Raw genomic sequence first — 12,465 nt, forward strand, 5'->3', positions numbered from 1 at the left:
ACTATCTCCAATTCATTAAAATCTTATCTATTTTACGCGAGTCACCCCAAACTGCCTTTGAATCATATGGTCTGTCTGGGAATGTGCCATAAGCAAGACTAATGCTGTAGCCATTATCCGTAATGAATTTCTCCACACGATCAGCAAGCTTCATTGGCTTACCTGTACAGCACTCAATAATTCCAAGAACCTCATCCTGCATACATGCCTTTGCCACCTGCTCGCAGAATAAATCATAGTCAGTAAAATCAAACTGGTTCTGACCTGTTGTAAATGGGAAGGTCTCATCTCCCGCCTCGGCAGCTGCTGTAAGCTTAGAAAAAATGCTGCAGCCTCTGTGAGTATTTCCCACGATATAGTAACCACGAAGCCACTGAAGCTTCACGTTGTTTTCCTTACAAATAAGCATGGTAGCCTGACGCAGAGCATTCTTAGCTATGCCATAAAGAGACTGTGGAGCACATGGAGTATCTGATTTGATACAGCCCTCCATAAATCCAATCTCATGCATTGTACCCATGACGCACATCTTACGGATACCTGCCTTACACATCTTATCAATAAACGCATAATGGTTTGGCAAATCCTTCATGTGATTCTCTGATGCGTGACGAAAACCATCTCGCCATGCCAAATGAATAACCACATCTGGCTTTTCAAAATAGCCATATGGATCGTCTAAAGTGAAGAGATCTGCATCGATGCGTCTGGCACGCTCATCCACCTCGTCTGTGTGGAAATCTGTAGCTACTACCTCTGCACCAAGATCCAGCATAGTCTTTACTACACCCTGACCAATATAACCATTTGCACCGGTAACTAAATATTTCATATTTATACCTCAAATAAATTGTCTATCCATGAATGAATACTATATTTCTTACGAACGTCTTCGTTCTCCGCGTACGGCTGATCCAGCCACTCATCGCCTGGAAGACAGAATGCACTGTAATCACCTGTGCGCTCAGCTTCCTCAGCCTTTGCCGCAAGATTAGAGAGAATTATATCGTTATTATCATTATAAAACTCATACTCACGTAAATATATGTTGTTTGTAACTAGTTTTCTTTTAATTCCCAAAGTTTCCATTGTGCGCATTGTCAGACCTTGTTGCTTCTCGTGTGCAAGATCGAGCACTGCTTTGGAATTTTTCACCTTGTCGCGAATTTCAGCTGGTGAAAATGGTTCAAAGCTAATGATATCCATATCCAAATCCTTAACCAGCTTTGGGTCCTTTAGCTTCTTTCCGCGGTAAACGCTTGGCGCAAGATAAAGCTTTAAGCACATCTTTTTATCAGGATTAGCTTTCTTGAAAGCCTTAAAATACTGATATCTGAATGGAAAAAATGCTGATATGCTGACATAATCATAAATCTCATCAGATTTTTCACTTTCAGGAATCTTCTCCGCATCAAACTCATCTGAATAAAACAAAGGTAACAGCTTATAATCAAGCTCAGACTCCTTTGCATTTACAGAATCAAAGGTTCCTCTCCAGTCAAAAAGACGTCCCAGTTCTCCCTTATGACGCATATTCTCAAAGGAATCCCATGCGTAGTAAATCGACTTGCCTGTAGATTTTAACGCCTTGTTTTTAAGCTCATGGATGGTCTGCTCTGTTAGGACATTACCTCTTATTACCAGAAGGTAATCATAGCCACCATCTGGCATCTCAGAGAAAATCTGATTCCTAAGCTTTTTATTGAAGCCATCGAACACATTCTTCTTGTGGAAGATTGCTTCGAGGTTCTTTAAAATTAAGAATTTGGTCTTCTCAGGCTCCTCATCGTAAAAATGAGGATGTGCACCTCTTGCCTCAAAATCTGCCTGCATCTTAGATTGGTAGGCATAGAATTTTGGCATTATTATTAAAATATTTTTATCTTTTAAATTTCTCATAGTGTATATATTCTTCTTGATATCACAGCATAGTCAAAGTTAAGACGAGCGAAGGAGAAGGACTTAGCCTTTGCCTGCTCAAGTATCTGAACATTTTCCTTGATATCCCTGAATACTTTCTCGATATCCTCTTCTGTTTCTACAAAGAAGTAATTCTCATGATTGCAGTCTGTGTATGTGTCGTCTGTATAGCTGTCGAATGGATAAGCCATATTTACACAACCACAACACATAGCTGTTTCAAAGGTAGAAGACTGACTTCCTGGCTGGCAGTATAAATCCACACCTGCAAGGAACTCCTCGATTTCTTTGTTTACCTTCCAGCCCATGAAATGAACACGGCAGTCTGCCTCAAGCAATGGACGAATTGTTGACTCCATATCCTCTGGAATAGAACCAAACACAAACATTGCCATTCTAGGGTCGTCAACTCTGCTGAAAGCACGAAGCAGTTCTGCTGTACGCTTAGGTGCAGCAAGCTTTCCAGAGTGAGCCATAATAATAGCATCCTGAGGAAGCCCATACTTTTTGATAATCTCCTGACGGGCATTCTTCTGCTGCTCGATTGAGTAGAGCGTACCACCCGGAGCCATAAATTCCTGCTTCTCCTTTGGAATCACGTACAAATCGTTCATCCAGTTACGCATGTCAGCGCCTATATAAAGGACCTTGTCAATCTCAGGCATTGCCTTGCTGATAAAGTGTCCGTGAATAACCTTGTAGAAAGTTTTACTGATTATGTTTCTTGCTGAGTTACTGTAATCCTCATGGCAATCCATGAAAAGAAGGCACTCTGGATGCTCCTTACAATAATCCGCAGCAGTCATAATTTCATATCCACTCATACCATGGAAAAGAATTGTATCAGGCTTGAATTCCTCAATAAGCCCTCTAACCTTATGACACTTCTGAGTCTTCTCTGTCCAAAGCTCTGAGCACATAACTCTGTCCAAAGTAAGTCTGATGAGGCGGGCTCCGTTATCCATTATAGTGTCCTCTTCTGGACCCTTAACAAGCTCACCATTTTCATAATGCCATCTGTCAGTGATAAGAAGAACCTCATGTCCATCAGCACGCTGACATTCAATCATCTGGTTTTCCTGATACAGCATCCCAATTGTAAAATGGGATGCCAATGCTAAATGAAGTATTCTCATAATTATTTTCTACTCTCCACTCTTATTCTTTTCTGCCTCGATAGATGCCAAAATCTCATCTGCAGAAACAACCTTGTCAAACCCTTCTGTACTCTCCTTCTTAAAGAGAATTCTGATAGTCATAAGTACAAGCTTAACATCCAAAAGGAAGGTGTAATTTTCAATATACATAAGATCAAGCTTAATCTTGTCATAAGCTGATGTATTGTACTTTCCATAAATCTGTGCGAAGCCTGTAAGACCGCCCTTAACCTTGCTACGCAACTCAAACTCAGGGATAGCTGCTGTGTAAGATTCCACGTGCTCGATTCGCTCTGGACGTGGACCAACAATAGACATATCTCCCTTGATAATATTAAACAACTGTGGGAGCTCATCTACACGTGTAGCCCTGATTACATGTCCCACCTTTGTAATTCTGTCATCATCATCTGTAGCTGGACGCTGCTCAGCATCCTCCACCATACTTCTGAACTTAAGGATGTCAAATACCTTTCCATCCTTTGTGACACGTGCCTGCTTGTAGAACACCGGACCGTGATCCTCAAGCTTGATAGCAAGCGCAATAATAAGCATAAGTGGCGATAATACAACTGACGCAATTACGCAAAGAACAATATCGAAAAATCTCTTTACTATCTCCTGTTCAGGTGTAAGACCTGTTGTGTTAATCATAACAAGTGGTGTATCAAACTGGTGGATATCCTCACCGCCACCAATGATTACATCTGAAATCTTTGGTGTAATGTATGTCTGAATATCGTGCATGTAGCAGTATTTTAAAAGATCGTTTCTCTGCTCAGCACTGACATCTGAAATAACAATACCATCATAGTTTTCAAGCTCTTTATAAATACTATCAAAGCCCTCATCAACGCTGATAAGCTTCTTAATATTATAACTGTCGTCACGGGTATCCATTTTCAGCTTAAGACCAACCGACTCTTTATTTCCGTACACCATAAGAAGACGGCTTGCCTCTGAATAATGGTTGTATATTGCAAAAAACGTATATACGAATATTCCCTGAACCACAAAATCAGTAAGTGTAAGCCAAATCATTGGCACTGCATTTATCATTACGTTAGCCATAAGTGAGAGCTGAAGGTATGTAACGATATTTGCGATAGTCACAGCAATCCACTGTGAGAAAAGTACATCGGCAATCTTTAAGATGCCATACTTAAAGCCCTCGCAAAGATGTGTAATAACAAGCACAAGTATGAAGTAAACTCCCATGAGTACGTACTTACCACGACCAACCATAGGCCAGAAGTATTGCTTGTCAAAAATGAAGTTACGCCATACGTAGTAGTAGATTACTGTAAGTACCAATAATTCAATTATGCTCTCGATTTTTCTGATAGTATTTTTATTTTTCACTATTTCACCCTTTTACAACATTAAATCCCTTGTTCTGTCCCTGTTTCATAAAGAAATATGCTAAGAAATAAGCATAGTATGGAAATAAATATTTATAATACATATCAATTCCCAAATCCATAAACAGGAATGAAATCATGATTGAAAATACCATGATTTTAGCAAATTTTCTCGCTTTGATTGTCCTGAATAAAACATAAACCGGGAACCAATAATAAAGTACGAACCCAACGATTCCATAAGAGAATAATAACTCTAAAAAGTTCATATGGATCTGAACATTTCTGTAGCTTACCACTCCATCAACTTTGTATTCCTCAATAGCCGAATAAGCCATTTCCTTGAATGCATAAAAGCCGTGACCAAATAGTGGATACTCTCCAAAATGTTCCTTGAACAAAGCTATCATAGCCATTCTCTGACCTGTACTTGTGTGCAAATCATATTCTGTAGACGCAACACCTGTGAAAAGCTCTGCTATTCTGTAGCCTACAACCTCATAAAGAGGAGGAACTACCATTATTGCCGTGAAGGAAAGAATTGCTCCAACAGCAAGTATAATGAGATTTCTTCTGATAACCTTAATATCATCAGAAGCGCCAACTATCATAATGGCAAATACAAAAACAATTGGTAAAACCGAAGACTTTGCTCCTGTCGCTACAATCTGGAAAATACCTATAAGGGTAATCCACAAGAATCTCTTAACCTTCTTCTCAACAATAATTCGATAAAGAATAGGAATCAAAAGAAGTAAAATCAGATTTCCTGAATCGATGCATGTACCTGCAGGAGTCTCGCCTACTCGGGCATAATCACCCTGAGTCCACTTAATCCATCCTTCATCAAAAAACATGCTGGTAATAAGAGTAGTCATAATCACTACGGTTCCAGCATTGCAAAGAATATCCATAACCTCCTTTGAATTGTAATAAAGAAGTATAAGGATAAAAATCGCAGGTGCAACAGTAAGAATTGCATACATTCTGCTGTAGTGAATAGAGGAATATCTTATCTGGTAATGTCCATAGATATAAACCAAAATACTAAAAATCAATGCCCATGCTATAGCCGGACTGAAGATTGCATTTTTGACCGGACGTTTATCCTCTGTAAAAACCACAAGAAGGATGCAATACACGAAAGCCAAAAAGTCGAACAGTAAATTGATTCCTACATAAACGTTTCCAAAGGCAAGACCCATATTGCATCTTGCAAAAAGTAAACCAATTACCAGAAAAGTAGATATATTCTTTTTATTATTAATCAAGTAGTCTCTCAATGTTCAGCTCCTACAAATCCGTTCCAAAAAATTAAAATCCAAAAACATTTGGTGCGGATTTAAACCAAATTATTCTTGCTCCCAAATCCTTAAGATAAGCTGCCAAAGCACCTGCTGTATATTCAGGGCTTGTCATCAGCCAGTCTGGACTGTCAAATACTGCCACCTCCGGTGAAACTGCTTCGTAGAAGCCCGTCTCGGTAGGCATGCTGTTATTTCCGTGATGACCACACTGAAGAATATCTGAATCCAGCTTATCTCCATAGGTCTTCACTAAATACTCTGCTATATATTTACTGTGAGCATCAGCACAAATCAACGCGCTTCTGCTGTCTGTCTCTATCTTAAACACCAGGGAATCATTATTTGGAATATCCTCATGTCCCTCTGCATTTAATACTACATCATCCATAGCATTGAAGAAGGTAATCTTCAAGCCATCGCTGAGGCTCAGCACCTCATCACGACTAACCTTATTGATATTGTCTGCGCCTTCTGTAATTTCCTGAAACTTTTCAAAGGTATCAACGTCATCCCATTCCTGAAGGTTCAGACTATAGAAAACCTCTGGCTCCAAAGGTGTAACGTAGATATCCTTAATCTTAATCCCCTGTGGATCCTCATAGATTGCATTGAAGGTATCTATGTGATCCTTGTGGTAATGAGTTAGAATCCATGTATCTACTGTACCACCATTTTCCATGATGACATCTCGCATCTGCTGGTCGTTACCAACATTGCCTCCATCAATTACAACAAGGGTTCCATCATTAAGATTTTTCAAGGTATACGCCAGTCCCTGATTTCCTGATTTATCTTCATATTCTGTAAGAATCCAGACAGGGTCATTTGGCATAAGCACCGCATAGTAAGGCGTCCTGCCATATAGTGTGAAGCCATAATTCAGATATGCATTTAAAATATCTTCAACGGCGGAAACCACTACATAATCGACATCATTTTCCCGAGCGTACTCCACAATCACCTGTGGATCAGGCTTCTCGTTTGTAAGCTCATAAGCCTCATCAGGAATATATCTGCTGTAAGGCATGGAAAAACGACTATCCATCTGCCTTAAATAAACTGCTATATCCTGAGGTGCCATAATTCTTATGGTATCGCCCTCATAATCTGCAAACAAATCGCAGATTGTAACCACATCCTGAGGTACCTTATTCCTGTTCTCAGCCTTTGTAAACCAATCCTGAGTGTAAATGCAGTTACCAAGCAGTGCTATAATCACACAGGCGCCAATTACTCCAATGAACTTTTTAGTTCCTGTAAACTTCGAAAGTCCAATCGTAAAACCATAAGCAATTACAATCATTACCGGTATCAGACTAAAAAATCTCAGGTAATATTGATTGAAGGTAGTAGGTTCTAAAACCTTTCTGCTCACGAACAGTGTCAATGGATTGTAGATGATAAGCAGTGCGAATCCTGTATACCAAAGAAAAGCATATCGTCGTATCTTTACTTTTTCAAATTTGAAAATAAGTACAAGTGCTATTACAAAAAGGGATACATAACCAAAGCTCCCCCAATAGCCTTTCGTACTATTCCAAAAGTAATCAATCCAACTCATCAATTAAACCTATTTTCCGTATTTACGGAATTCAAAATACTTATACTCGTTATTTTTCATATCCTGCTGAAGCATCCATAGCATTGCATAAAAGACGCCTAAAAAGGCAGGACCAACCAGGCTAGCCAAAAGGTATCTAATACCATAAATTCTTCTGTGATAAACACACATAATAACCCATACTATCAAGCTGCTAATGGCAATAAAAAATGCAGAAAGCAAGGTGAGTGAACATGCTCCCAAAGAAACAGCAGCTATAGTTAGCATGTATCGAGTCTCCACCCTTTTAGCATAGATTTCTATCAGATATACAACTAAAAACGGAACCGCAATGGTAGTTAAAACAGCCTTTCCCTGCCATAAAGCTCCCAATAATCTGAAGGTGGCTGAGTAATGAGAATACAGACCAAAAATATATGCCATTGATATGAGAATCATGGCAATCAGTCTGTTGTCCAGCTCATCAAACAATACACCTACTATGTAGTAAAAATTCAGATATGCAACCATTAATAACAGCACTGGTAAAATAGTATGGCTAACTGTTGTAACCTCAAAACCAGATACCTTTGACAAAAATGCAATATATGTAACCCACGCTGTAGCTGCTCTCTTTTCAGCAATATTTGGCATGGTGCCGTCAATAAAATTGATATATGTAAGTGTGTCGCTGGACACAGTATCCTTACTGGATACTACATAGTCATAATCATCGTATGACCACTCATTTACCTCATATCCAAGGGCAAAATAAAGCTGAGCCGCGAACAATACCGCAAATACGATGGAATAAATAAAAACGAATTTATCCTTCTTTACGGAGCTTATATATCTTTCAAGCTCAGTTTTAAGGATGTTAACACTCTTTCTTATCGTAGCTCTGTCTAACCATGCCCAGAGCACTATTAGTACTGCTATGACTATGAGATACATTCTGCAAAGCTTTGTAAACGCACCAATAACTGGATCCGTATATGTTTTCCATATCTGAGCCCAGTTATAAAATGCAAAAAGGATATAAAAAATACCGAGATTTCCAAAGAATCCAACAAGATATTCAGAAATCAGATTTGACTTTGCTCTATATGTAATTAGTCTGCCTACTGCAAATGGAACAACTGTGAAAAAAAGCAGCAAGGCTATTGCTCTAATTATTATCAAAAGACTGTCTCCCGCCTGTTACATTCACAAAGAATCCATTCTCTTTCAGTCACTAAATGTTCCTTTCAGAGAAGAATTACTTTGTGAATTACAGGCTACTTATAATATTTATTTTCGACCATTAATTTCGCAATCTCGAAATCGATTGGATAATCGATATCCACGGAGTCCTCACGTGACATCACGTAGGTTGTGGTGTTATCGCAATAATAGGTTCGCTTTTCCTTCAGGAGATTGTAATCAAGAATATAGATTGCTCCGTTAGGAATATAGTATGTTGCGTTGGTTTGGCGGTTTGCTATATTAGAGCCTGCAGCACCAAAGCCCGCATTTGAAACTCGTCCATTTTCATCTACCACATGGTACCATCCTGGTGGCACCTCTGCCTCTGTGAAGGAAATGAGAGTAGTAGACTTGTCCGATTCAAACTTCTCAATTGCCTCGTCAATATGATGCTCGTCTCTACATGGAACAGTAGCAAGGCACACCATGAATTTATCAAGCTTTTCGCCTGTCTCATTCATAACCCACTCTGCTGCATGAATATAAACATCTACAGCTGAAGCTGTATCGCTGGCAAGATAATCTGGACGCATAAATGGAACCTCAGCGCCGTACTCTCTTGCTACCCTTGCGATGTCCTCGTCATCTGTAGTGACGATGACTCTATCAATGTGCTTTGCCTTCTTGCAGGCCTCTATCGTATATGCGATAAGAGGCTTGCCGCATAAATTTTTGATATTCTTCCCTGGGACACCTTTAGATCCCCCACGAGCTGGAATAAATGCTATCATAATTCTAAATCCTCCGCTTGTTACGGTGACAATAATATAATTCTATTTTTCTCATCGTTTTCACTATATTCTCGAAAAATAGAATATATCATTGTCCCCTACAAGCTAGTACATTTCAGTATTATCCACGAAATATCTTCTGTTAAAAGTCACCCCAAGTAAATATGTCATCATACTTTACGTCGTGCTTAAGCTGACGTCCGATGAGAGCCTCATAATACTTAGGAGAGATTCCTGTACCTGGGCGCTTGTAGTCAAGGTCTTCGAATGTAAGAACGTGACCTGCTGGCATATCGTGCTTTGCAACGATTGAGCGCTTGAACTCGTCACGACGGTTCTGATCCTCTACTACTACCTTGTGGTAGTTACCAAGCATTGCGTAGCCCTGACGAGCAGCATCACAAATAGCCTTAAGCTCTGCTGGGTCAGCACTAACCTTGTGATCCCATCCTTCCATGTTCTTATCCATTGTGAAGTGCTTCTCGATGATGCATACGTTCTTAGCAATACTCATGATTGGTGCAACTGTGCCGATTGTATGATCTGAGTAACCAACTGGATAATCAAATACCATGTTATACATATCAATGTTGTTAAGGTTAACATTCTCATCCTTTGGTGGGTACATAGATACACAGTGAAGGATAACAATCTCGTGACAGCCGCCCTCTTCAAGAGCCTGAACTGCTGCACAAACATCATCCATACCTGTAAGACCTGTTGAGATAACTACAGGAACACCCTTGCTACCTACGTGTCTAAGGAATGGAATGTTATCTACATCAAGTGATGCAACCTTAAGATATGGAACGTGAAGCTCATCAACAAGGAAATCTGCACCAGCCATTGAGAATGGTGTAGATACAAAATCGATATCAAGCTCCTCGCAGTACTTCTGAAGCATAACGTGCTGCTCCTTTGAAACAGCATATGCCTCCATAACCGACTTTAATGTATAGTCTGTACGGTTTCTGTAATCATCTCCAAGGAAATAGTTATCCTCATACTTCTTCTTTGAAAAGAGGTCATCTACTGTCCAAGACTGAAGCTTAACGGCGTCAGCACCGCACTCCTTTGCTGTCTTGATAAGTGTCTTGGCAAGCTCCATATCACCATTGTGATTAGCACCAAGCTCTGCGATTATATAAGGTCTCTGATTACCTTCTACCATTGCCTGATAATTAAATCTCATAATTGTCCTCCATCTGTATATCACTCCACCAGTATCCCTGGTGATTATTTGAAAGCTTTAGGTCGGATTCTTCCATGGCCAGAAGCTTAGTTTTCATTTCTTTAAAACAATCATATCTTTCAGAAAGAATACTGTAATGTTTTCTTTTAACATCCAACTCCTTCTTTAAATCTCTGCTTGTTCCAGCAGTGTTATTCTCATATATACGATAAATTGTTGTAGCATTATCCACCAGCTGTCCTTCGCCTATATCCATTAGAATTCTTGTAAACAGATACCAGTCGAAGACAGGTGATTCACACTCATTTAGACTGTCTAAAAACTCATCTGAAATGGCATCCAATCTAATTCCTGTATTTGACAGACCAAGGAAATTTTGCTGTGATATTAGCTTTACATCCGTCACTGATTCAGGGAGGATTTTGAACACATCTTTGCCATCCTCTGTAACGAATTTATTATAAAAGAATACCTTAGTTTTGTCTAATTCATAGGCTTTTTTGTACTCTGCAACCCTTGTGGCTGAGCAAGCATCATCTGCATCCACAAGTATTGCCAAATCATATCCCAATTGCTTGGCTTGCCTAAGCATTTCGATACGAGTACCAACAATCGATAAATGCTTTTCATGGCAATCCACAACAACTGCTGATTCAGGCAAATTTAATTCCTCCAGCTCATTAGTTGAATAATTATCATTGATTATCAATAAATCAAAGTCTGAGTCGGACTGGTTATCCACAGAGTCTAATAAATCCTGTAGATAAGGCTTAGCTTGTGTATATATTACTGTTGCTATACATGTTTTCATCTCATATACTCGTCAATCTCATCCATTAACTTCTTCTTCGAGAAGTGCTCCTTATTGTACGCATAGGCATTTTCGCCCATCACTCTAAGCTCAGTAGCGGACATATTTCTCATCTTGATAATGTTCATCGCAAGTGCTCTTGCATCACCAATATTTGAGCAAAGTCCACATTCTGCTTCTCCAATCACTCTAACAGTCTCGCCCTTGGCTGATGCAATAATAGGCATTGCGCAGGCCATATATGACTGAAGCTTTGCTGGAATAGTCTTTGAAAAAAGGTCGTCATCTGCAAAAGAAAGGAATGCTGCATCACCTGTAGCTAAAATGTCAGGGACCTCTGTCCCCTTCACTCGGCCTGTGAATTCAAACAAATCCCACACTCCAGCTCTTGTAATACTTTCTTCAAAGGAATGACGTGCACGTCCATCTCCTACAATTGTGAAACGAACATCCTTGATTCCCTCATTTCGAATAATAGCTGCTGCCTCAGGTAATATTTCAAGGCCCTGTGCTACACCAATATTTCCTGTAAAAATCACATTGAAGCCCTTGTGGTCCTTCTTTGGTCTTGGTTCATAGAATTCTTCCGCGTACTGTGCCCAAAAGCTTACCTTATCATGCTCCTCTGTGTCTACGTATTTACGAATTGCCTCCACAAAGCTTGGGCTACTTCCCCAGATATGAGTACAACCCTTGTAAATCTTTCGAACCATTCTCTCAATCGGCTTAATGATAATAGGATTATGTATTCCTGTTATCATCTCAAGGTTCTCTGGCCACAGGTCCTGAACATACAAGTAGCATGGCACCTTATGCTTCTTTGCATATGCCACGCCAACCTTGCACTGATGCATCGGAGATGTCTCAAGCATGAAAACCTCGTCCGCTTCTATTTTTGTGAATAAATTCCAAAAGAAACCAAAGAACGGAAAGCTCAGATAGTTGAGCACAAGTCCAAATTTATTCTTGCCTCGAGGTATCTCTGGAATGCGATATACCTCAACTCCGTTGATTACTTCTTTTCTCTTCTTAAATAATCCGTAACCAGGATAAACCTTGCCCTCTGGGTAGTTAGGCAATCCCGTCACTACTGAAACTTTATATCCTCTCTTTACCCATTCAAAAGCAATATCGCTTATGCGAAATGGCTCTGGGTAGAAAAACTGACAAACTATTAAAATATGTTTTTTCATATATTCTC

At 39.6% G+C, this 12,465-nt stretch carries 11 protein-coding genes; all 11 read right to left on the bottom strand.

Annotated features, from left to right (window positions below):
• Position 1 precedes the first annotated feature (1 nt).
• Positions 2-832 (bottom strand): NAD-dependent epimerase/dehydratase family protein, encoded by an 831-nt coding sequence (locus tag FXF36_RS03345; RefSeq protein ID WP_151622467.1) that lies wholly within the window; start codon positions 830-832, stop codon positions 2-4.
• A 2-nt stretch (positions 833-834) separates the two neighbouring features.
• Positions 835-1,899, bottom strand: a complete 1,065-nt coding sequence (locus FXF36_RS03350) for a WaaS/CpsH family glycosyltransferase (RefSeq protein ID WP_151622468.1) — start codon at positions 1,897-1,899, stop codon at positions 835-837.
• Positions 1,896-3,056, bottom strand: a complete 1,161-nt coding sequence (locus tag FXF36_RS03355) for a glycosyltransferase family protein (protein ID WP_151622469.1) — start codon at positions 3,054-3,056, stop codon at positions 1,896-1,898. Before FXF36_RS03355 ends, FXF36_RS03350 begins: the two co-directional genes overlap by 4 nt.
• 9 nt (positions 3,057-3,065) lie before the next feature.
• Entirely contained in the window at positions 3,066-4,439 is a 1,374-nt protein-coding gene (locus FXF36_RS03360; RefSeq protein WP_167511276.1) for a sugar transferase, read from the bottom strand.
• A gap of 4 nt (positions 4,440-4,443) precedes the next feature.
• A complete protein-coding gene (locus tag FXF36_RS03365; protein ID WP_151622471.1) occupies positions 4,444-5,709 on the bottom strand; it encodes an O-antigen ligase family protein in 1,266 nt (421 codons plus the stop codon).
• A 43-nt stretch (positions 5,710-5,752) separates the two neighbouring features.
• Positions 5,753-7,306 carry a ComEC/Rec2 family competence protein gene (locus FXF36_RS03370; protein ID WP_151622472.1) on the bottom strand — a complete coding sequence of 518 codons (1,554 nt, stop codon included), beginning with the start codon at positions 7,304-7,306 and terminating at the stop codon, positions 5,753-5,755.
• A gap of 9 nt (positions 7,307-7,315) precedes the next feature.
• Positions 7,316-8,467 (bottom strand): DUF6077 domain-containing protein, encoded by a 1,152-nt coding sequence (locus tag FXF36_RS03375; RefSeq protein WP_151622473.1) that lies wholly within the window; start codon positions 8,465-8,467, stop codon positions 7,316-7,318.
• A 95-nt stretch (positions 8,468-8,562) separates the two neighbouring features.
• Positions 8,563-9,261 (bottom strand): acylneuraminate cytidylyltransferase family protein, encoded by a 699-nt coding sequence (locus tag FXF36_RS03380; RefSeq protein ID WP_151622474.1) that lies wholly within the window; start codon positions 9,259-9,261, stop codon positions 8,563-8,565.
• 142 nt (positions 9,262-9,403) lie between these two features.
• Entirely contained in the window at positions 9,404-10,453 is a 1,050-nt protein-coding gene (locus FXF36_RS03385) for an N-acetylneuraminate synthase family protein (protein WP_151622475.1), read from the bottom strand.
• Positions 10,443-11,264, bottom strand: coding sequence for a glycosyltransferase family 2 protein (locus tag FXF36_RS03390; protein WP_151622476.1), 822 nt, complete (start codon positions 11,262-11,264; stop codon positions 10,443-10,445). Before FXF36_RS03390 ends, FXF36_RS03385 begins: the two co-directional genes overlap by 11 nt.
• Positions 11,261-12,457: a glycosyltransferase family 4 protein gene (locus FXF36_RS03395; RefSeq protein ID WP_151622477.1), complete on the bottom strand. Its 1,197-nt coding sequence runs from the start codon at positions 12,455-12,457 to the stop codon at positions 11,261-11,263. The genes FXF36_RS03390 and FXF36_RS03395 overlap by 4 nt, the downstream gene beginning before the upstream one ends.
• Positions 12,458-12,465: the final 8 nt, after the last annotated feature.

Origin of the sequence: Pseudobutyrivibrio xylanivorans, from assembly GCF_008935055.1 — a bacterium.
GTDB classification, from domain to species: Bacteria; Bacillota; Clostridia; order Lachnospirales; family Lachnospiraceae; genus Pseudobutyrivibrio; species Pseudobutyrivibrio xylanivorans_A.

Coding starts and splice junctions, on each gene's coding strand:
- FXF36_RS03380 (WP_151622474.1), bottom strand. CDS start 9,261: ATGATAGCATTTATTCCAGCTCGTGGGGGATCTAAAGGTGTCCCAGGG.
- FXF36_RS03390 (WP_151622476.1), bottom strand. CDS start 11,264: ATGAAAACATGTATAGCAACAGTAATATATACACAAGCTAAGCCTTAT.
- FXF36_RS03385 (WP_151622475.1), bottom strand. CDS start 10,453: ATGAGATTTAATTATCAGGCAATGGTAGAAGGTAATCAGAGACCTTAT.
- FXF36_RS03370 (WP_151622472.1), bottom strand. CDS start 7,306: ATGAGTTGGATTGATTACTTTTGGAATAGTACGAAAGGCTATTGGGGG.
- FXF36_RS03345 (WP_151622467.1), bottom strand. CDS start 832: ATGAAATATTTAGTTACCGGTGCAAATGGTTATATTGGTCAGGGTGTA.
- FXF36_RS03395 (WP_151622477.1), bottom strand. CDS start 12,457: ATGAAAAAACATATTTTAATAGTTTGTCAGTTTTTCTACCCAGAGCCA.
- FXF36_RS03350 (WP_151622468.1), bottom strand. CDS start 1,899: ATGAGAAATTTAAAAGATAAAAATATTTTAATAATAATGCCAAAATTC.
- FXF36_RS03355 (WP_151622469.1), bottom strand. CDS start 3,056: ATGAGAATACTTCATTTAGCATTGGCATCCCATTTTACAATTGGGATG.